At 42.5% G+C, this 21405-nt stretch carries 25 protein-coding genes; 22 read left to right on the plus strand and 3 right to left on the minus strand.

Features of this window, described 5'->3' with window-relative positions:
- Position 1: 1 nt before the first annotated feature.
- The 16 genes from rplR (at position 2) to prfA (ending at position 10872) form a co-directional block, all read left to right on the plus strand.
- Positions 2-364 carry a 50S ribosomal protein L18 gene (gene rplR / locus V7K27_RS17215; RefSeq protein ID WP_099101131.1) on the plus strand — a complete coding sequence of 121 codons (363 nt, stop codon included), beginning with the start codon at positions 2-4 and terminating at the stop codon, positions 362-364.
- 106 nt (positions 365-470) lie between these two features.
- Positions 471-998: a 30S ribosomal protein S5 gene (gene rpsE, locus V7K27_RS17220; RefSeq protein WP_334730166.1), complete on the plus strand. Its 528-nt coding sequence runs from the start codon at positions 471-473 to the stop codon at positions 996-998.
- Positions 999-1132: 134 nt separating this feature from the next.
- Positions 1133-1576 (plus strand): 50S ribosomal protein L15, encoded by a 444-nt coding sequence (rplO, locus tag V7K27_RS17225; protein ID WP_334949241.1) that lies wholly within the window; start codon positions 1133-1135, stop codon positions 1574-1576.
- Positions 1577-1650: 74 nt separating this feature from the next.
- Positions 1651-2964, plus strand: a complete 1314-nt coding sequence (gene secY / locus V7K27_RS17230) for a preprotein translocase subunit SecY (RefSeq protein ID WP_334949243.1) — start codon at positions 1651-1653, stop codon at positions 2962-2964.
- A complete protein-coding gene (locus tag V7K27_RS17235; protein ID WP_334949245.1) occupies positions 2964-3518 on the plus strand; it encodes an adenylate kinase in 555 nt (184 codons plus the stop codon). Before secY ends, V7K27_RS17235 begins: the two co-directional genes overlap by 1 nt.
- Before the next feature lie 197 nt (positions 3519-3715).
- A complete protein-coding gene (gene infA / locus V7K27_RS17240) occupies positions 3716-3940 on the plus strand; it encodes a translation initiation factor IF-1 (protein WP_006276978.1) in 225 nt (74 codons plus the stop codon).
- 117 nt (positions 3941-4057) lie between these two features.
- Complete coding sequence (gene rpmJ / locus V7K27_RS17245; protein WP_015129703.1) at positions 4058-4171, plus strand: 50S ribosomal protein L36; 114 nt, start codon at positions 4058-4060, stop codon at positions 4169-4171.
- Positions 4172-4286: 115 nt separating this feature from the next.
- Positions 4287-4667 carry a 30S ribosomal protein S13 gene (gene rpsM / locus V7K27_RS17250; protein ID WP_334949247.1) on the plus strand — a complete coding sequence of 127 codons (381 nt, stop codon included), beginning with the start codon at positions 4287-4289 and terminating at the stop codon, positions 4665-4667.
- 54 nt (positions 4668-4721) lie between these two features.
- Positions 4722-5117 (plus strand): 30S ribosomal protein S11, encoded by a 396-nt coding sequence (gene rpsK / locus V7K27_RS17255; protein WP_012410703.1) that lies wholly within the window; start codon positions 4722-4724, stop codon positions 5115-5117.
- Between the two features lie 392 nt (positions 5118-5509).
- Entirely contained in the window at positions 5510-6457 is a 948-nt protein-coding gene (locus tag V7K27_RS17260) for a DNA-directed RNA polymerase subunit alpha (protein WP_334949249.1), read from the plus strand.
- Positions 6458-6489: 32 nt separating this feature from the next.
- Complete coding sequence (gene rplQ, locus V7K27_RS17265) at positions 6490-6840, plus strand: 50S ribosomal protein L17 (RefSeq protein ID WP_334949251.1); 351 nt, start codon at positions 6490-6492, stop codon at positions 6838-6840.
- 89 nt (positions 6841-6929) lie between these two features.
- The gene (gene truA / locus V7K27_RS17270) at positions 6930-7778 is read left to right on the plus strand and encodes a tRNA pseudouridine(38-40) synthase TruA (RefSeq protein ID WP_334949281.1); all 849 of its coding nucleotides are present in this window, start codon (positions 6930-6932) and stop codon (positions 7776-7778) included.
- Between the two features lie 95 nt (positions 7779-7873).
- Complete coding sequence (rplM, locus tag V7K27_RS17275; protein WP_334949253.1) at positions 7874-8335, plus strand: 50S ribosomal protein L13; 462 nt, start codon at positions 7874-7876, stop codon at positions 8333-8335.
- Entirely contained in the window at positions 8335-8751 is a 417-nt protein-coding gene (gene rpsI, locus V7K27_RS17280; protein WP_300420156.1) for a 30S ribosomal protein S9, read from the plus strand. Before rplM ends, rpsI begins: the two co-directional genes overlap by 1 nt.
- Positions 8752-9426: 675 nt before the next feature.
- On the plus strand, positions 9427-9669 hold the full coding sequence (rpmE, locus tag V7K27_RS17285) for a 50S ribosomal protein L31 (RefSeq protein ID WP_334825508.1): 243 nt from the start codon (positions 9427-9429) through the stop codon (positions 9667-9669).
- Between the two features lie 105 nt (positions 9670-9774).
- Positions 9775-10872 (plus strand): peptide chain release factor 1, encoded by a 1098-nt coding sequence (gene prfA, locus V7K27_RS17290; RefSeq protein ID WP_334949255.1) that lies wholly within the window; start codon positions 9775-9777, stop codon positions 10870-10872.
- Between the two features lie 9 nt (positions 10873-10881).
- Here the strand turns inward: prfA and V7K27_RS17295 are convergent, their stop codons facing one another.
- Positions 10882-11328, minus strand: coding sequence for a hypothetical protein (locus V7K27_RS17295; RefSeq protein ID WP_334949257.1), 447 nt, complete (start codon positions 11326-11328; stop codon positions 10882-10884).
- Positions 11329-11521: 193 nt separating this feature from the next.
- Here V7K27_RS17295 and V7K27_RS17300 point away from each other — a divergent pair, with 193 nt between their 5' ends.
- Positions 11522-11884, plus strand: coding sequence for a helix-turn-helix domain-containing protein (locus V7K27_RS17300; protein WP_334949259.1), 363 nt, complete (start codon positions 11522-11524; stop codon positions 11882-11884).
- Between the two features lie 99 nt (positions 11885-11983).
- Here the strand turns inward: V7K27_RS17300 and V7K27_RS17305 are convergent, their stop codons facing one another.
- Both V7K27_RS17305 and V7K27_RS17310 read right to left on the minus strand, forming a co-directional pair.
- Positions 11984-12721, minus strand: a complete 738-nt coding sequence (locus tag V7K27_RS17305; RefSeq protein WP_334949261.1) for a type I restriction enzyme HsdR N-terminal domain-containing protein — start codon at positions 12719-12721, stop codon at positions 11984-11986.
- A gap of 91 nt (positions 12722-12812) precedes the next feature.
- Positions 12813-14843, minus strand: coding sequence for a hypothetical protein (locus V7K27_RS17310; RefSeq protein ID WP_334949263.1), 2031 nt, complete (start codon positions 14841-14843; stop codon positions 12813-12815).
- A gap of 451 nt (positions 14844-15294) precedes the next feature.
- Between V7K27_RS17310 and V7K27_RS17315 the strand changes: the two genes are divergently transcribed.
- The 5 genes from V7K27_RS17315 (at position 15295) to gpmI (ending at position 21055) form a co-directional block, all read left to right on the plus strand.
- On the plus strand, positions 15295-15804 hold the full coding sequence (locus tag V7K27_RS17315; protein ID WP_334949265.1) for a hypothetical protein: 510 nt from the start codon (positions 15295-15297) through the stop codon (positions 15802-15804).
- 34 nt (positions 15805-15838) lie between these two features.
- Positions 15839-16708: an Rpn family recombination-promoting nuclease/putative transposase gene (locus V7K27_RS17320; RefSeq protein ID WP_334949267.1), complete on the plus strand. Its 870-nt coding sequence runs from the start codon at positions 15839-15841 to the stop codon at positions 16706-16708.
- Between the two features lie 30 nt (positions 16709-16738).
- Complete coding sequence (locus V7K27_RS17325) at positions 16739-17071, plus strand: hypothetical protein (protein ID WP_334949269.1); 333 nt, start codon at positions 16739-16741, stop codon at positions 17069-17071.
- 155 nt (positions 17072-17226) lie between these two features.
- The gene (locus V7K27_RS17330) at positions 17227-18912 is read left to right on the plus strand and encodes an ABC-F family ATP-binding cassette domain-containing protein (protein ID WP_334949271.1); all 1686 of its coding nucleotides are present in this window, start codon (positions 17227-17229) and stop codon (positions 18910-18912) included.
- 544 nt (positions 18913-19456) lie between these two features.
- Positions 19457-21055 carry a 2,3-bisphosphoglycerate-independent phosphoglycerate mutase gene (gene gpmI, locus V7K27_RS17335; RefSeq protein ID WP_334949274.1) on the plus strand — a complete coding sequence of 533 codons (1599 nt, stop codon included), beginning with the start codon at positions 19457-19459 and terminating at the stop codon, positions 21053-21055.
- Positions 21056-21405 lie beyond the last annotated feature (350 nt).

Genomic DNA, 21405 nt, shown 5'->3' on the forward strand with positions numbered 1-21405 from the left:
AATGAAACTTACTCGTAGAGAATCAAAAAACCGTCGTCATCGACGTGTTCGGGGCAAAGTTATTGGCTCCCCAGAACGTCCGCGTTTAGCGGTGTTTCGTTCTAATGAGCATATTTATGCCCAAATAATTGATGATACTCAGCATCAAACCATAGTGGCAGCATCGACTGTAGAACCAGAGTTGAAATCTAGTTTAGCGTCATGTGCAAACCGCGACGCATCGGTGCAAGTTGGTAAGTTGATCGCAGTGCGATCGCTAGAAAAAGGCATCACCAAAGTAGTCTTTGATCGCGGTGGTAATTTATATCATGGTCGTGTCAAAGCACTAGCTGATGCAGCACGCGAGGCTGGTTTAGATTTCTAAAGTCATTGGTCATTAGTCATTGGTCATTAGTTATTGGACAAATGACAAAAGACAAATGACAACTGACAAATGACAACTGACAAATGAAGTTAAAAGAGCATAAATTATGGCAACAGAGCGTAAAAGTAGAACAAAGCGTGCCAAAAAAGAAGAAACCACTTGGCAAGAGCGGGTAATCCAAATCCGCCGCGTAAGTAAAGTGGTCAAAGGTGGTAAAAAACTCAGCTTCCGAGCGATCGTTGTCGTTGGTAACGAACGGGGTCAAGTTGGTGTCGGAGTAGGCAAAGCCTCAGATGTAATTGGCGCCGTCAAAAAAGGCGTAGCTGACGGTAAAAAACACCTCATTGATGTCCCAATCACCAAATCCAACTCCATCCCCCATCCTATTGATGGTGTCGGTGGCGGTGCAAAAGTGATTATGCGTCCAGCCTCACCTGGTACTGGGGTAATTGCTGGTGGTGCCGTGCGGACTGTGTTGGAATTGGCAGGAGTTCGTAACGTCCTAGCCAAGCAACTTGGCTCCAATAATCCGCTCAATAATGCTAGAGCCGCAGTTAACGCTTTATCTACACTACGTACCCTTTCTGAGGTCGCCGAAGATCGCGGTATTCCTATTCAAAATCTCTACATCTAATTTAGTCATTAGTCATTGGTCATTAGTCATTAGTGAATAACAAAGGACAAATGACAAATGACAAAGCGCAAAGTCTGAGCGGAACTTTGTAAGAGACGACAAATGACAGACGACAAATGAGAACTTGATAACTTATGAGACTCCATGATGTTAAGCCGCAAAAAGGCTCAAAGAAACGTAAGAAGCGTGTAGCCAGAGGTATTTCTGCCGGTCAAGGTGCCAGTGCTGGTCTAGGTATGCGAGGTCAAAAATCTCGTTCTGGTAGTGGTACCAGACCTGGTTTTGAAGGTGGTCAACAGCCATTGTACCGCCGCTTGCCTAAACTGAAGGGCTTTCCGATTGTGAATCAGAAGATTTACACTACGATTAATGTAGAGAAGCTAGCCTCCCTTCCCGCTAATACGGAAGTAACTTTGACCTCCTTAAAAGCAGCAGGTATCCTGACTGCTGTCAAGGGACCATTGAAAATTTTAGGTAATGGGGAATTGAACACTCCGCTCAAAGTACAAGCGGCAGCTTTCACAGGTTCAGCTCGTAGCAAAATTGAGGCAGCTGGTGGTAGTTGTGAAGTCTTATGAGTGAGCCGGAACAGCGCACTTAAATGCAAGCCAACTCGCTGCCAGTGCTTGGTTCACTATAAAGGTAGCACTCTATGATCAGTCGAGATAAAGCCCCAACGGCTCAAGAAACTTTTATGCAGATGGCACAAGCAGCTGGGCTGAGAGGTAGGCTGCTTGTCACTGTCGGTATTTTAATTTTGGTTCGCCTGGGCATCTTCTTGCCCGTACCAGGGATTAATAGAGAGCGGTTTCACGAAGCCATCTCAGGAAATAATTCCGTATTCGGTTTATTGGATATATTTTCAGGACGCGGACTTTCAACTTTGGGTGTCTTTGCTTTAGGGATTTTACCCTTCATTAATGCGTCTATTATCATCCAATTGCTCACCGCTGCGATTCCATCTTTAGAAAATTTACAGAAAAATGAAGGCGAAGCTGGTCGGCGGAAAATATCTCAAATTACCCGCTATGTAACTGTATGTTGGGCGATTCTTCAAAGTACAGCTTTTTCGGCATTATTCCTCCAGCAATTTGCCTTAAAACCAGGGCCAATTTTCGTAGCTGAAACCGCGATCGCTCTGACTGCTGGTTCCATGTTCGTCATGTGGACATCTGAACTAATTACAGAACGGGGGATTGGAAATGGAGCATCATTGTTGATTTTTGTCAACATTGTCGCATCATTACCAAAAGCTTTAGGCGATACTATCGACTTGGTGCAAGTCGGCGGTCGGGAAACAGTGGGTCGCGTGATCGTACTGATCTTAGTTTTCCTGGCAACCATTGTTGGTATTGTGATTGTGCAGGAAGGAATGCGCCGCATCCCGATTATTTCGGCTCGTCGCCAAGTAGGTCGTCGAGTTTTGGCAGAGCAACGTAGCTTCCTACCCTTGCGGCTAAATCAAGGTGGCGTAATGCCAATTATTTTTGCTGCTGCCATCCTCAGTTTGCCACTGCTGATCGCCAATTTCGCCAAGAATGCCGAATTGGCAAATATAGTTAACACTTATCTCAGTCCAAGCGGTTCTAGCTCCTGGGTCTATGCCTTGGTCTACATGATTTCCATCATTTTCTTCAGCTACTTCTATTCTTCGTTGATTCTCAACCCAGTAGATGTGGCGCAGAACTTGAAGAAAATGGGTTCTAGTATTCCTGGCATTCGTCCCGGTAAGGCAACTAGCGAGTATATTGAGCGCGTATCAAACCGACTAACTTTTTTGGGTGCGATCTTTTTAGGACTGGTTGCTATTATCCCAACCGGTGTGGAAAGTGCTTTAGGAGTACCCACCTTTAAAGGACTGGGTGCTACCTCTTTGTTAATTCTAGTTGGTGTGGCGATTGATACGGCAAGACAAATCCAAACTTACGTGATCTCTCAGCGCTACGAAGGAATGGTGAAACAATAGTGACGCGACTAATCTTCTTGGGACCACCTGGAGCTGGTAAAGGAACACAAGCTCAAACGTTGGCTGAACACTTGAATATTCCCCATGTTTCTACAGGTGAAATATTAAGGCAAGCCATGAAAGAGCAAACTCTTTTGGGAATCAAGGCTCAAAACTATGTAAATAGCGGTGAGTTAGTACCCGATCAGCTAGTGCAGGACTTGGTACAGGAGCGCCTCAGTCAACCAGATGCAAAAAATGGTTGGATTCTGGATGGTTTTCCCCGCAAAGTGACACAAGCGGCTTTTCTAGAAGAATTGCTGGAAAAAATACATCAGAGTGGCGAAAGGGTAGTCAATCTAGATGCACCAGATGAAGTTGTGATCGCACGTTTGCTAGCTAGAGGACGAAAAGATGATACCGAAGAGGTGATTCGTCGTCGTTTAGAAGTGTACCGCGCTGAAACTGCTCCTTTAATTGATTATTATGGCGATCGCCAAAAACTTTTAACAGTCAATGGCAATCAGTCCCAAGAAGATGTCACTGGTGAACTACACAAGGTAATCGCTTCGTGAAAAGTAGGGGAATAGGGAGTGGGGAGTAGGGAGTAGGGAATTCAACACTTATCACTCACCACTCCCCCGTACCAAGAAAAAGAGCAATTTTAGCTAAGATATATTAATAAACTGTTGATATATTTCTTAAAATGTGTTTCTTTGCAGATGAAGCGCTGCAACTGAACACGAAATTGTTGAGTTGAGGAAAAAACAAATTGTCTAAACAAGATTTAATTGAGATGGAAGGCACGGTTACAGAGTCCTTGCCCAATGCGATGTTTCGCGTTGACTTGGACAATGGCTTTAACGTGCTGGCACACATTTCTGGTAAGATTCGCCGAAATTATATCAAGATTTTGCCCGGCGATCGCGTCAAGGTAGAGTTAACTCCTTACGACTTGACCAAAGGCAGAATTACCTATCGACTACGAAAGAAGTAACTATATGTAGACGATTTTACCATAGAACCATTTTTTTGGCTGTTTACTAGTCAATTAACTGGATTAATTTCCCTAGAAATGCTATAATTTTATATTTGGAGTCAAAGAATAAAAGGCATGAAAGTTAGAGCCTCAGTCAAGAAAATCTGTGAAAAGTGTAACGTGATCAAACGTCGTGGTCGCGTTATGGTGATCTGCGTGAACCCCAAGCACAAACAACGTCAAGGATAACGCTCTTACCAACAGAGTGAGTTGCAGGACGCATATCATCATTAAAACGAAAAGACGCGATTAATCACGTTTTTCCAACCAACAGTAATTGCGAGAACAATAGGGAGAGTTCATTGTGGCACGTATTGCCGGAGTAGACCTTCCACGCGATAAGCGCGTCGAGATCGGTCTGACTTATATCTACGGAATTGGATTATCGCGCTCTCAAGAAATTATAGCGGCTACTGGTGTGAACCCAGACACCCGCGTTAAGGACTTAAGTGATGCCGATGTAACAGCCCTGCGAGGGGAAATAGAAAGCAACTATCAAGTTGAAGGGGACTTGAGGCGCTGGGAGTCTTTGAACATCAAGCGCTTAGTTGATATTGGTACCTACAGAGGGCGTCGTCATCGTATGGGCTTACCAGTCAGAGGCCAAAGAACTCGCACAAATGCCAGAACCCGTCGAGGCAGAAGGCAGACAGTGGCTGGTAAGAAGAAGGCTCCAGGGAAATAATTTTGCACCGCTTGCTAATCCGAGCAAGTTTTACCTTAAATCACCTAAACAAGTATGGCGAGACAACCAACTAAAAAATCCGGGAGCAAGAAGCAGAAACGGAATGTACCCAGTGGGATGGCCTACATCCAGTCTACTTTCAACAATAGCATTGTCACCATTACCGATCAAAATGGAGATGTCATCTCCTGGGCTAGTGCTGGTTCTAGCGGTTTTAAGGGAGCAAAAAAGGGAACTCCCTTTGCAGCGCAAACTGCTGCTGAAAGTGCAGCCCGTCGAGCCATTGATCAAGGAATGCGCCAAATTGAGGTAATGGTCAGTGGGCCAGGAGCAGGTAGAGAAACCGCTATCCGGGCACTTCAAGGAGCAGGACTGGAAATTACACTCATTCGGGATATTACCCCGATTCCTCACAATGGTTGTCGTCCACCCAAGCGCCGTCGAGTTTAAACGCCAAGACTTGGGCAGTGAGGACAAAAGTTACAGCCAGCAATGACCGCTTGAGCGTCTAACGTGCAAACTGTCATTGAGTCAAAGCTTGGGCGACCAGAAGCGTGTCAGATTTTCCTGCCGGGAAAGCTGTTAAACTTCCGGCTACCCAAAATATTATTAATCAATTTTGGATTTTAGATTGGCGATTTTAGATTGAACCCGACGACAAGGGTGCTGGTCTTCGTGGATTTTAAGTTGATGATTTAAGATTTGTTGCGCTTACAAGAAGCGGAGCATGAACCAAAGAAGCACAATCCAAAATCCAAAATCCAAAATCGAAAATTTGCAGTCAATTCAGGAGGCAATTGATTTGTCTGCTAGCAGCACCTTAGAAAAAGGGAGGCTCATCCGTGGCGCAGTTTCAAATTGAATGTGTAGAGTCGAATACCGAAGAAAGTCGGAACCATTACAGTAAATTTGTTTTGGAACCTCTAGAACGCGGTCAAGGGATAACTGTTGGCAACGCACTGCGGCGGGTTTTACTGTCTAATCTAGAGGGTACGGCAGTTACAGCAGTGAGGATTGAAAAAGTCTCACATGAGTTCGCCACAGTTCCGGGCGTGCGGGAAGATGTGCTGGAAATCCTCATGAAAATGAAGGAAGTTATCCTGAAAAACTATTCTTCGCAACCCCAGATTGGTAGATTATTGGTTAACGGTCCAGCAACAATCACTGCGGCACATTTTGACTTGCCCAGTGAAGTAGAAGTCATCGATCCGACCCAGTATGTAGCCACCGTCGCTGAGGGTGGAAAACTGGAAATGGAATTTCGGATCGAGAGAGGCAAAGGCTATCGCACCGTAGAGCGAGGACGTGAGGAAGCCACATCGTTGGATTTTCTCCAAATCGACTCAATATTTATGCCGGTGCGAAAAGTCAACTACAGTGTTGAAGAATCTCGTGGGGAAGGCTTGATTCCAAAAGACCGACTACTGTTGGAAGTTTGGACAAATGGTAGTATTTCCCCCCAAGAAGCACTATCTTCGGCTGCTGGGATCTTGGTAGATTTATTCAACCCGTTGAAAGACATCTCCCTGGAACCAACAGACACAGGTTCGGACATTCCAGACGATCCAACTGCCCAGATACCTATCGAAGAGTTGCAACTTTCTGTGCGGGCATATAACTGTCTCAAACGGGCACAAGTTAACTCTGTGGCAGATTTGTTGGATTATACCCAAGAAGACCTCTTAGAAATTAAGAACTTTGGGCAGAAGTCAGCAGAAGAAGTCGTGGAAGCTTTGCAGCGACGCTTGGGCATCACCCTGCCAATGGAAAGAGGCTCTAAACACCCTTAAGAAAAACCGTTCATAATTCATAGTGCATAATTATGCGTCACCGTTGTCGCGTCAAAAAACTCAGTAAACCTGCCGATCAACGCCGTGCTTTACTGCGATCGCTCGCCACCGAGCTGATCCGTCATGGTAAGATCACCACCACTTTAATTAGAGCGAAAGTTCTGCGAAGTAAAGTGGAAAAAATGATTACCCTAGCCAAAAACGGCTCCTTGGCAGCACGCCGGGAAGCCCTTGGCTATATCTTCGACAAACAACTGGTTCACGCTCTATTTGAGCAAGCTCAGACTCGATATGGCGATCGCCAGGGTGGTTATACCCGCATCCTGCATACCGTACCGCGTCGGGGTGATAATGCAAAAATGGCCATAATTGAATTGGTTTAGGTCATTTAGTCATTGGTCATTAGTCATTGGTCATTAGTGAATAACAAAGGACAAATGACAAAAGACAAATGACAAAGGACAAAATCTGTATGTTAGAAAGCCACCAGCCTAGACAAATTCATCGAGTAGCCTTGGTTATCCAATACCTGGGCACTCATTTTCATGGCTGGCAACGGCAAAAACAACAGCGGACAGTTCAAGAAGAGATCGAAACAGCGATCGCTACTATTCTTGGGCATCATGTAACATTACACGGTGCCGGGCGAACTGATTCTGGAGTTCACGCTGCTGCTCAAGTCGCCCATTTTGAAACAACAGGTTTAATTCCGCCTCACAAGTGGGCAACAATCCTCAACAGCTATCTGCCGTCAGATATATTAATCAGGGCTTCAGCTAGTGTAGATAACCGTTGGCACGCTCGCTTTAGTGCAGCCTATCGACGGTATCGCTACACAATATATACTGAAGATCGACTTAACTTGTTTGTAAGACCCTTCAGTTGGCATTATTATTATGCACCCCTGGATGAATCTTTAATCCAAGCTGCCTTGAAACCTCTCTTGGGAAAGCATCACTTAGCTGCTTTTCACCGTGCAGGCTCCAAGCGATCGCATTCCTGGGTAGAGGTGCAAGCAGCAGAGTGTCGTCGCAGTGGGCCATTTATCCATATTGAAATACAGGCAGATGGATTTTTGTATGGCATGGTACGGCTGTTGGTAGGGATGTTGGTACAAGTAGGTTCTGGACAACGGACACTTTCTAGCTTCACCGAACTCTGGAAAGAAGAACGCCGGGAAGAAGTAAAATACGCCGCACCGCCCCAAGGCTTGTGCTTGTTGCGAGTCGGCTATCCAGATTTTCCTTTTCCTAAAGAGATTTGGTACGACACCTTGCCAAAGTTCGTCACTAGTCAAGAGTCATTAGTCATTGGCCAGTAGAGACGCGATTAATCGCGTCTGTACAATGGTCATTAGTGAATAACAAATGACAAATGACAAATGACAAATTAAAAATGACAAAGGACAAATGACAAATGACAACGAGTAAAACATACCTTCCTTCTCAAGCATCCCTTGAGCATGAGTGGTACATAGTAGATGCCACCGATCAACGCCTCGGTCGCCTCGCCAGCGAAATCGCCCAGATTTTGAGAGGCAAAAAGAAACCCGAATATACACCCCACCTAGATACAGGTGACTTCGTAATCGTCATCAATGCCGAGAAAGTCGCAGTCACAGGCAAAAAGCGCACTCAAAAGCTTTACCGCCGCCATTCAGGTCGCCCCGGTGGGATGAAAACGGAAACTTTCGCTAAACTGCAACAGCGCATACCAGAGCGGATTTTAGAACAGGCTGTTAAAGGTATGCTACCTAAAAATAGCCTGGGTAAGCAGTTGTTCACCAAGCTGAAAGTTTACGCTGGTCCGACGCATCCCCATGATGCTCAAAGACCTAAAGAACTACAAATTAGTACAATTCCTGGAGAAGAAAATTAATGGTAGTAGCAGATGCCAATAGCGGTCGCGCCGTATACTGGGGTACTGGTCGTCGCAAGACCTCAGTAGCGCGGGTACGCCTGGTTCCAGGTACCGGTCAACTGACTGTGAACGGTAAAGATGGAAATTTGTATTTCCAATTTAACGCCAACTACCTGGGAGTCATCAAAGCACCCTTGGAAACTCTGGGACTAGAAAACGAATATGACATTTTGGTGAAAGCAGAAGGCGGCGGCTTGACCGGACAGGCTGATTCTGTTCGTTTAGGAGTTGCTCGTGCTTTGTGCCAACTAGACCCAGACAACCGCCCACCTTTGAAAACCGAAGGTTATTTGACTCGCGATCCGAGAGCAAAAGAGCGGAAGAAATATGGTTTACATAAAGCCCGGAAAGCGCCTCAGTACTCTAAACGTTAGGGCATTGGGTATTGGGCATGGGGCATTGGGCACTTGTACTGAGCGAAGCCGAAGTATTGGGCATTGGGCATTGATCAATAAATAACCAATAGTTATTCTTTTCCTGCTTCCTCGTCTCCCCATTACCCCTTATCCCCAGAGGGGACCCCACCTTCCCCACTCCCTAGCCCCAATTGAAACCTGAAAATTATAGAAACCACAAACCACTCGGTAAGCGTAAAACTCAGTCCCTTTAGGGCTGATGTGCCATTCGTGGGACTTTAGGAAGAGTCACTCGTGATATAATCATATTGTCAAGGTGTAACTCCTTTAGCATTGTGAAACAGTTAAGACACACTTTCAGCTAAGAACTTAGGGGCAAAGAGCCAACGAAAACTCTAAAAACAGTTAGGGTAATAACAAAGTACCCAAATACAGAGAAAACAAATATTTTTGATCAAAAAGTAGGGCGGGGCACGCTCGAACTCTAGGTTTAAATATCCTAGTACGCTTGAGAAGATAGACTCTCTGGGATTCAATAAATTAGGCTCGTTGGTTTGTGCTGTGGTACGGTCAAAAAGTTTAAGTATTGCCGTAAGGATATTGGGTTTTAAAGTCCGTCGTTGAGCCAAGAATCTCAGTGTCTAAAGACATTGAGAGTGTCAAAATTTGTATAGATTCACCACAAAAGGAACAATGGCTAAATCTGATATTCACCCCAAGTGGTATCCAGACGCTAAAGTTTACTGCAACGGTCAAGTTGTTATGACCATTGGCTCTACTAAGCCAGAGTTGCACGTAGATGTTTGGTCTGGAAATCACCCATTTTACACCGGCACTCAGAAGATTATTGACACTGAGGGTCGAGTAGAGCGTTTCCTCCGCAAGTACGGCATGAGCAGCACTCAAACTTCTGGCGACGAACAAAACAAAAAGTAGCGGGTTGGCTCTGCTGTTAACGACGACCCTGCATTCTTCGGGGTCGATTGTCATTTATATGCTCGAGCCAATTTGTTATTTTTTTAAGGAGCGATCGCACTCGTCATGGCTGAATCATACTTACTGGATAAACTCAAATCTGTTGAACAAACCTTTAATGAATTAACACGTCGTCTTGGCGACCCTGATACTGCTAGCAACCCTGATGAGTATCAAGAAATCGCTAAGTCTCGTTCTTCTTTGGAAGAGGTAGTTAATACCTATGAAATTTGGAAAGCAGCCCAAGAAGACTTGATAGGAGCCCGTCAGGTTTATAAGGAATCTGCCAGTGACCCAGAGTTGCAAGAAATGGCAGCACTGGAAGTAAAGGAACTTGAACAAAAAATAGAATATTTAGAGATTCGCTTGAAAGTCTTACTGCTACCACGCGACCCCAATGATGAAAAGAATATCATGTTGGAAATTCGCGCTGGCACTGGTGGCGATGAAGCAAGTATTTGGGCTGGCGATTTGATGCAGATGTACACCCGTTATGCCCAGACTCAAGGTTGGAAAGTTTCTCTAGTGAGCGAATCTCGTGGAGAAATGGGTGGCTGGAAAGAGGTCATTCTCGAAATTAAAGGTAATGACGTTTACAGCCAGTTAAAGTTTGAAGCTGGAGTGCATCGTGTGCAGCGCGTGCCGGCAACTGAATCTGGGGGACGGGTTCATACTTCCACAGCTACGGTGGCGATTATGCCAGAGGTGGATGATGTGGAAATTCACATTGACCCGAAAGATATTGAAATGACTACAGCCCGTTCTGGTGGTGCTGGTGGTCAAAACGTCAACAAGGTGGAAACAGCCGCCGACTTGATGCACAAACCGACAGGAATTCGGATTTTTTGTACAGAAGAACGCAGCCAGTTGCAAAATAAAGAACGGGCGATGCAAATTCTGCGGGCGAAGTTGTATGAGATGAAGTTACGCGAACAACAAGAAGCTGTAACTTCCATGCGGCGATCGCAGGTTGGTACAGGATCGCGATCGGAAAAAATTCGCACCTATAATTATAAAGATAACCGCGCTACTGATCACCGATTAGGCCAGAATTATTCACTTAACCCTGTTTTGGAAGGTGATTTAGAGACGCTTATCCAATCTTGTATATCTCTAGACCAGCAGGAACGTCTGGCGGAGTTAGCGACTTCTGCCGCTAACTAATTTTTGCTGTTAAAATTTCTGTAAAACCACTTGTTGTACTGTTGCTTTTAACACACACAGGTGGTTTTCTAGGATCGCGTGGAGTGCATCTTCCATTTCACTGGGATAATGGTAATAGGCAAATTCATACTTCATAAGGTAATTTAGCTTCGCCCATTCCTTCAGGGTTTGACAGGTATAAATTAACTTTTCCGCTTCTTCTTGCCAACGCGCAAAAATCCGGTAGCTAAAAAAGCTGCTGCACACGTTACCTTGATTATCCCAGTAGGAAATACACACTTGATGCTTTAGACGGTGGATTTTTTTGATTTGCTTAACATCGTAGCCTTTAAGTTTTAAAGCTTCTTTCGCTTCAGCCTCCGAAATGTGCCACTGTTCTGGTTTAATTTTATTAGTGGCTATAAGGTTTTTACCTTTGCGGCGATATTGATTACTTTTGCGTGGCTTGTGAAACATGATGCACCCTTTATCTTATCGGCATTACTACCGATAACCTGATTAAAATTGCTATATCAATACTGCAAGTTTCATTGCAGCATTACAACAATCATTTTAGATTATCATTAACAATGAACCTTGTCAATATAAAAGTAAAGTTTGAGGGTTTGTTCACTAAACTTGTAAATACAGTTGGCTAGCTATATAAGCAGTGAACATCGAAAGCAGAGAAAAACTGATTGAAATCATCAAACTAGCTCGTGGTTCAATGAGCCAGCGAGGGTTTGGCAAGCTTTTGGGAGTTTCTGCTACTGCTGTTCAGTTGTGGGAAAAGGGTGTGAATGTGCCAGATACCGAATATTTAGCAAAAATCGCAGCGAGAGCGGGTTACACACTCCAAGAGTTACTCAGTTGCCTGGATGGTAAGCCAATACAAGAAACCTCAGATTTGAGTCTAATTCTCAGACAAATCCAGCATATGCCTCTGTCCCAAGTGGCTCAAATCGTCCAAGCTGCGGCAGATAGATTGGCGGCTGTGGCTGAAGCATCCGAGGATGAAGCAAAAGCAAGTTGAATATTAAAATAATTCGTAATTTGTAATTCGTAATTTGATGATGCGATCGCAGACCATTTTCTGTGCGATACTCGTCAAGACTGGGAAGGATAATTCCTGTCAATAAGTAATAGAAACTAGCTTTTCAAAATCTTGGACATCACAGCTTTGCTGTTTTTTAGCATCTTGAACATATATATCGTAGTAGAGCTTGTTGTCTTGAAATTTGAAGAAAGATCCTACTATGGGTAACTGCTCACCTTTAAGTCTGAAAACTATTCTGTTAAGTTTATATTTTCCATATTTATTAACAAGATAAATAAAGCTATCAAAACTTCCATTTGCAGCTTTTTCAAATTCTAGTATATTTTTATCTAATTTATTAGAACTTTGTAAAATTAAAGGTGGTATATCTTCAATACTATTGAGATGATTACTCGTAAATACTGCGTCTTTTTTTGTATAGGCAATAATTTGATGATAATTATATAAAAGACCAATCTCTGAACAAGATTTTTTTAGGTATCTTTCAATCTGCTTCTCATGATTCCGCAAGTTTTCTTCTTCTCGCTTGACTTCCACAATCATTAGAGGAGGACAATATGGTTTAAAATATTCATTTTTTACAGTTTTATATAATTCTATATCATGATAATCACATTCCACTTTGATATCAATTTTGCTTGGAAATAATCCACTTTCATTTACCAAAAAGTAGATAAACAATTGTCTAACTTTTTCTTCTGGTCGTCCATCAAGAACAATTTCCCTGCCTTTAATCAAACACTTTGTATATTCTGCATAATTTCTCCTGTATATATTTAGTTTTCTGGATATTTCTTCACTTAAGTTAGTCATAGATAATCACGTTTGTTTATAAACTGGTTGTAGGGACGCAACATTATTGCATCCCTTGTTATTTTCCATGCAATTTAAAATTGCTTTCTGTCTATTTTTCTCCAAAAAAGCTTAATGTTTTAGTAACTAATTCTGCCCAATACTGTCCTGCTTTAATCTCTAAAAATATATTTAAGCTTTGTTCAGTTTCAAGTTCGTGTATCAATGTCTGACATACGTTCACTGTATAGGTTTCACCTGGAAGCTGTATCTTACCTTTTTCCTTAATTAGAGCCGTCCAGAATTCAGAACTTTCGTTTTGAGGTGATAATTTTCTTATAGCTTCATATTGAATTTCTACACCTACTTCACTTATAAAATTATCATAAAATGAATTAAATTGTATGACTAATTCAGGGATAAGTGTTTTTAAAGATTCATTTGCAGAGGTAAGCTCATTAAGAATATTTTCTAATTCTTGTTTTGCTTCTTTAGTAAACTTCTTCAACATTTCATTTTCATCTCTTCCCTCAGCAATAACCCTCATATCGTAATATATGTCTATATTCCTTGGCTCATAGTAACCGAAGTTTCTATGAATAGCATGTTTAGTGTTCCATGCCCGATAAACAGTACGATAATATTCAATATATTTATCAATAAAATCTTTATAAACAAAACCAGGTACTCTTTTATTCAAATATCTTAAATCCTTTATCTTATGAATGGCATTTTCAATTGCCTTGACTTCTGATTCTGTCAAAGCATCACCATTTTTTATTTTCGTAAAGCTTTCTTTGATATCCTTGATTTCTTCTAATAAAATATTTCGCCTACGTTCTACTACACCTGCTATAGCTTCGATAAATTCATTTTTATCTGCCTGTACATCTTCTTCATCATATATTTCATTTAATTTGACTATATCATCACGGTAGTACCTCAAAGCATCGTAGAACAAAATGTTATCTAGGAAAAAATCTAAATTCAAACTCCTGAATGTAGCTTGAACTTCTTCTTTTCTGATTTGAATTCCTGTATCCCGATCTCCATCAGATTCATGTACTCTTTCAGGCTCATTTTTGTGAGGCAATACCAAAGTTACAAATCTATGATGAAAATCTTTGGATTTAGATGTAAGATGATAACCTATTAATTTCCTAATATTAGCTTCAGGAGCATCTTTAAAGGGAGTTACAAAGAGGCAGATAGTATCCTGATTTTCAATATATTTATGCAAGTCTTTACGAATTGGATTTTCATCAAGTCCTTTAGTATCCACAACTGAATCGAACTGAGACAAGTTTGAGCCAGATAAAACATCATAGCTCACATAAAGATATATTTTTCTCGGAATAGCAAACTCCTTTAACTCAGCAGTATTAATAGCAGCAAAGGTATTTTTTATCCATTCTCGCTCATTTTTTTGATTATCAAATTCAATCTTATTCGTAGTTCTAGATTCCAGATTTGCATTATTCAAGGTAAGCTTTTTTAGTTCATCTAATCCCAATTTATCAAATTCTTCCTTGGCTGGATCAATTGTTTCAGTTTTCTTTTTATCACCATCAGAAACTGTTTTATAGCGTAACTTCATTTCTGTAATATTCCTAATAGCCCTTTCTATTTCTTTAGAAATAATTATCTTCTGATCTGCTTGAAGATTGTCTTTACCTTTATCTGCAATATAGTCACAGAATTCCAAAATAAGATTTTCCATCTCATCAACTGTATAAGGCTCTATCTCTATATAAGTTTTTTCCGCAGCTTTGATAATTACTTCACATATAGTAGTTTTACCTGCTCCTGTTGATAATAACTCTTTGGTTTCGGTTACATTTCGAGACTTATTAGCAATAGTTTTGGAAATATTGAAGTCGCTTATTAAGTTAAAAATATGACAAATAGCTGTGGTTTTTCCTTGCCCAATAGTACCTATAAAAGCAATTTTATATTTCTCTATACTAAGAATTTTTTCTATTTCATCTAATCGTTCTAGCTTGGATTTCAAGTTATTGATGCACGTATAATTAGAAATATGATTAAGTATATTAATCTTAGAATGACCTAAAATTTTATTTATTTCCTTGTTCAAGTTTTGTTTCAAGGATGCAATCTCTTCTTGCCATGTTATCGTCAACATACTGTTTACCCTTTTTCGATGCTTACTTACTTGATATTTACAGTATGCCCATTATGGTTGAATATCTAACAAAAGTCTCATAAAACCACCAAACGCGCCTCTGGCAAGCCTTTAGTCACTTGGATGTGAGCAGAGCGATCGCTAATTTTGGTTAAGTTCGAGCTTCTGATAGAAATACATAAGGGCTACACAAACGTATGCATAGCCTTTTCGCAGGGAAGTCCGCGTCGGTAGACTTACGTATAGATATCGTGGTTAAGGCTTTGTATGTGAGCCAGTGATTTCCAGTCTAAGGACAATTTGCCAAAGTAAGATACTTCCAAATAACCTCCGCTTATGTGGGCAAATTGCAGTTACTTGATCAATTGAAATTTTTAGATATCTGACCAAAATCTAACCACTGGCAGTTAAGGAATAAATGGTTTTAAAATGGTGAAATCTGAAAATATTTATGGGTGCAGCTATGTCGCTACGCAATGAGCCTTTAGATTGGCAAGTTGAATCAAATGATCCTTATATACCAGTTTATCATCAAGGTGATTTGGTGGGATTTTTTAAACCAGATTATGCCAGTGAAGTTATTAAGTTTTTAAATGAGCAAGAAGTTTTAAAGAAAGCATTAAAAATGGCTTGTAATGATTTAATTAAAAAAATGGGCGGCGATACGAATAAGGTCAATTATTTAATGGGTAAATATATAATAAATAGTGAGCGTCCGAAGTATGGAACTAGAGCGATCGCTATTCTACTTGCTGATCGACAAAAAGAACTTGACTTGAGTAACCAGGAGTTTACTAAATTCTGCGATAGCTTTAAATTATCCCCTACTGAACTGAATAATATTTATGCTGGAGAAGCATTTGATGATAGTTTATTAGCGCCCATATCACGTATATTAGGGATTGCAAAAGAGCGGTTGCTGGAAGTGCGGGATGGTTCTGAAGAATCAAGTAACATATAAGCAGCAAATCAAAATCTTCAAATGATCTAAAATTGTGAAAACAGACATCATCTTTTATCGCCTGTTTCAAGAATTTCCTGATATCTTCTTTGAACTTATTGGTAATCCTCCAGAATCAGCTAGCCTTTATCAATTTTCATCAGTTGAAATCAAACAAACAGCCTTCCGAATCGATGGTGTATTTCTGCCTACACAAGGAAGCGAGAACCAGATTTACTTTGTTGAAGTGCAATTTCAAGCCGATGGGGAAATTTATTCACGATTGGTTTCAGAAATATGTTTATACCTGCGTCAGAATCAACCATCAAATGACTGGGGTGCTGTGGTTTTATACCCAAACAGAAATATAGATACAGGCGATATCAAACATTACCGTGAGTTTTTCACAAGTGGGCGCGTCAGGCGCATTTATTTGGATGAATTAGCTGAGGCTGCATCGCTTCCAATTGGCATTGCAACTGCTAAATTAGTAATTGCAACCGACGACATAGCGATCGCTAAAGCAAGAGAGTTGATAAACAGAACCAAGTCAGAGATAATTTCACCACAAAAACAGCAGCAATTATTACAATTTATAGAGACTATTTTGGCTTACAAGTTTCCCACAATGAGTAGGGAGGAGATGGAGGAAATGTTTGGCTTAAGCGAATTAAAGCAAACCAGATTTTATCAGGAAGCCTTTCAGGAAGGCGTTGAACAAGGCATTGAACGAGGCATTGAACAAGGCATTGAACGAGGCATTGAACAAGGCATTAAACAAGGCATTGAACAAGGCATTGAACAAGGTGAGCTTCAAGGTAAACTAAAAGCAGTACCAGGAATGTTGGCAGCAGGGTTGACTGTAGAACAAGTAGCACAGGCGTTAGATTTGAGTGTCGAAGAAGTCACACAAGCCGCGCAGTAAGATTCTTCTGATCAAGGAGTAGAGGAATTGGTGGACTACAACATAGGAACTAGAAGTTTCAAAGATACAAAAGTTTATCAAGAAGCATTTGAAGAAGGGCGTTTGGAAGGTTTAGTGCAATCAGTACCTCGTCTATTAGATTTAGCGTTAACTATTGAGCAAGTTGCGGAGGGATTAGGTTTAACTATAAACCAAGTTCAAAACGCGAAACTCTATCATGATGGCATCCAAATAGGGGAGCGTATAGCCAAATTAAAATTAATACCCACCTTATTGAAATTAGGGGTGACAGTGGAAAAAGTGGCTGAGGCATTTGATTTCAGTGTCGAAGAAGTCAGACAAGTAGCACAAAGTCAGCCTTGAGATAGATGTGGTAAGTTTTCTGGGTGACTCAAGCTAAATTTGTTTGTGGCTGTCCAGACTTGATCACGACGAATTTATAGTTAATTTTTGTTAATATTGGAAGCGGTGTTAGTACTTCGTCCTCAACCACCCACTCCCTACCTGAGAGAAACTTAATGCTGCGACTAGAACATATAAGTAAAATTTATCCCACAGGCGAAGTTCTCAAAGATATCAACTGGGAAGTTAAACCAGGCGATCGCATTGGCTTAGTCGGTGTCAACGGTGCTGGAAAATCTACCCAACTCAAAATCATCTCTGGGGAAATTGAACCCACCGCCGGCGAAATCATTCGTCCTAATAGCTTACACATAGCCTACCTCAACCAAGAGTTTGAAGTAGACCCCACCCGCACCGTTAGAGAAGAATTTTGGACTGTCTTCAAAGAAGCCAACGAAGTACAGTTATCTCTGGCGCATATACCACAAGAGATGGAAACGGCTACCCCAGAGGAACTTGATCGACTGATCGACAAGTTGGATCGCTTGCAGCGCAAATTTGAAGCTTTGGATGGCTACAACTTAGATGCACGTATCGGCAAAATCTTACCAGAGATGGGGTTTGGGCTAGAAGATGGCGATCGCCTCGTCAGCGCCTTCAGTGGTGGTTGGCAAATGCGGATGAGTTTAGGTAAAATCCTCCTGCAAAAACCCGACTTGTTGCTGCTGGATGAACCGACTAACCACCTGGATTTAGAAACCATTGAGTGGTTGGAAAATTACCTCAAAGGGCTAGTTACGCCGATGGTAATAGTCTCCCATGACCGGGAGTTCCTTGACCGCCTCTGCACCCAAGTTGTGGAAACTGAACGTGGCGTTTCCGCTACCTACCTGGGTAACTACTCGGCATATTTATTACAAAAAGCCGAAAATCAATCAGCACAATTGAGTGCTTACGAACGCCAGCAGAAAGAATTAGAGAAACAGCAAACCTTTGTTGATAGATTTCGCGCCAGTGCTACCCGCAGTACCCAGGCAAAAAGCCGGGAAAAGCAACTCGACAAAATCGAGCGCATTGAAGCACCCGTTGGTGGTATGAGAACTCTACACTTCCGTTTTCCCCCTGCACCCCGCAGTGGACGCGAGGTAGTAGAAATTAAAGATTTAACTCATCTTTATGGTGATAAAATCCTGTTTTTGGCAGCAAATCTCCTCATTGAAAGGGGCGATCGCATTGCATTTCTTGGCCCCAATGGTGCTGGGAAATCTACCCTTCTGCGCGTGATTATGGGTATGGAACCACCCACAGAAGGTATCGTTAAATTAGGCGATCACAACGTTCTTCCTGGCTACTTTGAGCAAAATCAAGCTGAAGCTTTAGATTTGAAGAAAACTGTCATGGAAACTATCCATGATGAAGTTCCCGATTGGGATAATCAAGAAGTCCGCACGCTTTTGGGACGCTTCTTATTTAGTGGGGACACAGTATTTAAAGCAGTTGGGGCATTAAGTGGAGGAGAAAAAGCTCGTCTGGCGTTGGCAAAAATGCTGTTACGTCCCGCGAACTTACTAATTTTAGATGAGCCGACAAACCACCTAGATATTCCAGCTAAAGAAATGCTGGAAGAAGCGCTCAAAAATTATGATGGTACGGCAATTGTAGTTTCCCACGATCGCTACTTTATTTCTGAAGTAGCTAACAAAATCGTCGAAATTCGTGATGGTGAATTCCGCGTTTACTTAGGAGATTATCATTACTATCTCCAGAAAATTGCCGAAGAAAAAGAACAAGCAAAATTAGCTGCAATAGAAGCTGAAAAAGCTGCTAAGAAAGCTGCAAAAGCTTCCGCAAAAAGGAAATGATGGGTTGGATATTGCCTTAGTAGTAGTGCTGAAGCGCTACTACTAAGTAATCACTCATTATTAGAGGCTGTTTGAAAAGTAATTGGATGTGATTTTAAGTACTTCTAGATCCCCCCTAGCCCACGCCAGTCGCTCCACTTGGGGAGACCCCAAGACCGCGCTGGCTCACCTTTTTAAGGGGGGAACCGAAACTCTAAGAGCAAGCCTTTTTAAGGGGGGTTGGGGGGATCTCCAAAGACTCAGGTGCTTCAAGAAAGGTTTGAAAACACGCCCTAGCTCCCCTTAAAAAGGGGGGAACCGGAATCAAAGTCCCCCAATTTATCGGGGGATTTAGGGGAATCTAGAACGTTTTGCTACCGACAAGAGGACTTTTCAAACATCCTCTTAGCGTTCAAAAACATCACAGGAAAATTGCTAAAACTTAAAAATATTTCAAAAAACTGTAAGTCCTTCATAAAAGAAGTTAATAAGCAAAAATTCACTTGCGGCGTGGATTAGCAGTGGTATCATTCGGGTATTACAAACAGTAAAGGGCAATTTTACTATGACCAAAGCACCTGTTGCTCCTGTGGTGCTAGTCATTTTAGACGGATGGGGCTACTGCGACCAAACGCGAGGAAACGCTATTGCTGCTGCTAAAACTCCCATCGTGGACAGTTTATGGGCAGTTTACCCGCATACCCTCATCCACACATCAGGAAAAGCCGTAGGGTTGCCAGAGGGTCAAATGGGCAACTCGGAAGTTGGTCATTTGAATATTGGTGCTGGGCGAGTTGTACCGCAAGAACTTGTACGCATCTCTGATGCAGTCGAAGACGGTTCTATTGCCTCCAACCCAGCACTTGTCAAAATTTGCCAGGAAGTTCGTTCTCGGAATAGCAAGCTGCATCTAGTCGGGCTTTGTTCTGAGGGAGGGGTACATTCGCATATCACCCATCTATTCGGACTACTTGACTTAGCCAAAGACCAGCGAATTCCAGAAGTTTGTATCCACGCCATCACCGATGGTCGTGACACCGCCCCAACAGAGGGTGTAAAAGCAATTACGCTCTTGCAAGATTATATAGACCGCGCCGGAATTGGGCGCATAGTCACCCTTAGCGGTCGCTACTACGCGATGGATCGCGATCATCGCTGGGATCGGGTCAAACGCGCCTACGATGTGATGACCCAAGATGGTGTGGGTAGCGATCGCAAAGCTGTGGAAATCTTACAAGCATCTTACGCCGAAGGGGTAAAAGATGAATTTGTCAACCCAATTAGAATTGCTCCCGGCGCAATCGAACCAGGGGATGGGGTGATATTTTTCAACTTCCGCCCCGATCGCGCCAGACAACTAACTCAAGCTTTGGTCAGTCCCAAATTTAACGGTTTTGAAAGACAGCGAATCACACCGCTATCTTTTGTTACCTTTACGCAGTATGATTCAGATTTACCCGTGGCTGTAGCCTTTGAGCCGCAGAATCTCAGTAACATTCTGGGAGAAGTTATAGCCAATCATGGTCTGAATCAGTTCCGCACCGCCGAAACAGAAAAATACGCCCACGTCACCTATTTCTTTAATGGGGGTCTGGAGGAACCTTTTCCCGGAGAAGATCGAGAACTGGTAAGTAGCCCGATGGTAGCGACTTACGATCACGCCCCAGCGATGTCAGCAGTAGCAGTTACAGATGTAGCGATCGCTGGGATTCAAAAGGGTACGTATTCCCTAGTTGTGATTAACTATGCCAACCCAGACATGGTAGGGCATACTGGTCAAATCGACGCTACCATTACAGCAGTTGAAATAGTTGATCGCTGTTTGGGACGCCTACTAGAGAGCGTGATTAAGGTCGGTGGTACAACAATTATTACTGCGGATCACGGCAACGCTGAGTATATGCTAGATAATGGGGGTAATCCCTGGACAGCTCATACCACTAACCCAGTCCCCTTCATCTTGGTGGAAGGCGAGAAAGTCAAAATCCCTGGATATGGTACAAATGTCGAACTGCGAAGCGATGGCAAGCTATCCGACATCGCCCCCACAATTCTAGAGATTTTACAGCTGCCTCAGCCACCAGAAATGACCGGGCGATCGCTGCTGAAAACAGCAGAATACGATCTGCAACGCACTCGCACCCCCGTGCAAATAGGACTGTAAAAGAGTTAGGAGTTAAAGAAGTCGGAAGTCGGAAGCGATGCCCTGAGCTACGCCGAAGGGTCGGAAGTCGGAAGTCGGAAGTCGGAAGTACAGTTTTGTAACGGGGATTTAGCGAGAAACGCGGTCTTGGGCAAAGCCCCAAGTAGAGCGATTTCTCAAGACAGACCCCGCCACAAAACTTGCTTTTTTATTGAACCGGGGGACTTAAACCCACCGAACTCGTTAATAGTGAGGAGTTTTTAGTTAACTCCTAACTTCTGAATTCTGACTCCTGAATTCTGACTCCTGAATTCTGACTCCTGAATTCTGACTCCTGAATTCTGACTCCTGAATTCTGACTCCTGAATTCT

The sequence above is a fragment of the Nostoc sp. genome, from assembly GCF_036919575.1.
GTDB lineage: Bacteria > Cyanobacteriota > Cyanobacteriia > Cyanobacteriales > Nostocaceae > Nostoc.

Coding starts and splice junctions, on each gene's coding strand:
- rpsE (WP_334730166.1), top strand. CDS start 471: ATGGCAACAGAGCGTAAAAGTAGAACAAAGCGTGCCAAAAAAGAAGAA.
- V7K27_RS17305 (WP_334949261.1), bottom strand. CDS start 12,721: ATGACTAACTTAAGTGAAGAAATATCCAGAAAACTAAATATATACAGG.
- prfA (WP_334949255.1), top strand. CDS start 9,775: ATGGCTGAATCATACTTACTGGATAAACTCAAATCTGTTGAACAAACC.
- rpsK (WP_012410703.1), top strand. CDS start 4,722: ATGGCGAGACAACCAACTAAAAAATCCGGGAGCAAGAAGCAGAAACGG.
- secY (WP_334949243.1), top strand. CDS start 1,651: ATGATCAGTCGAGATAAAGCCCCAACGGCTCAAGAAACTTTTATGCAG.
- rplQ (WP_334949251.1), top strand. CDS start 6,490: ATGCGTCACCGTTGTCGCGTCAAAAAACTCAGTAAACCTGCCGATCAA.
- rplR (WP_099101131.1), top strand. CDS start 2: ATGAAACTTACTCGTAGAGAATCAAAAAACCGTCGTCATCGACGTGTT.
- V7K27_RS17315 (WP_334949265.1), top strand. CDS start 15,295: ATGGGTGCAGCTATGTCGCTACGCAATGAGCCTTTAGATTGGCAAGTT.
- truA (WP_334949281.1), top strand. CDS start 6,930: ATGTTAGAAAGCCACCAGCCTAGACAAATTCATCGAGTAGCCTTGGTT.
- V7K27_RS17310 (WP_334949263.1), bottom strand. CDS start 14,843: ATGTTGACGATAACATGGCAAGAAGAGATTGCATCCTTGAAACAAAAC.
- V7K27_RS17295 (WP_334949257.1), bottom strand. CDS start 11,328: ATGTTTCACAAGCCACGCAAAAGTAATCAATATCGCCGCAAAGGTAAA.
- rpsI (WP_300420156.1), top strand. CDS start 8,335: ATGGTAGTAGCAGATGCCAATAGCGGTCGCGCCGTATACTGGGGTACT.
- V7K27_RS17330 (WP_334949271.1), top strand. CDS start 17,227: ATGCTGCGACTAGAACATATAAGTAAAATTTATCCCACAGGCGAAGTT.
- rplM (WP_334949253.1), top strand. CDS start 7,874: ATGACAACGAGTAAAACATACCTTCCTTCTCAAGCATCCCTTGAGCAT.
- gpmI (WP_334949274.1), top strand. CDS start 19,457: ATGACCAAAGCACCTGTTGCTCCTGTGGTGCTAGTCATTTTAGACGGA.
- rpmJ (WP_015129703.1), top strand. CDS start 4,058: ATGAAAGTTAGAGCCTCAGTCAAGAAAATCTGTGAAAAGTGTAACGTG.
- rplO (WP_334949241.1), top strand. CDS start 1,133: ATGAGACTCCATGATGTTAAGCCGCAAAAAGGCTCAAAGAAACGTAAG.
- rpmE (WP_334825508.1), top strand. CDS start 9,427: ATGGCTAAATCTGATATTCACCCCAAGTGGTATCCAGACGCTAAAGTT.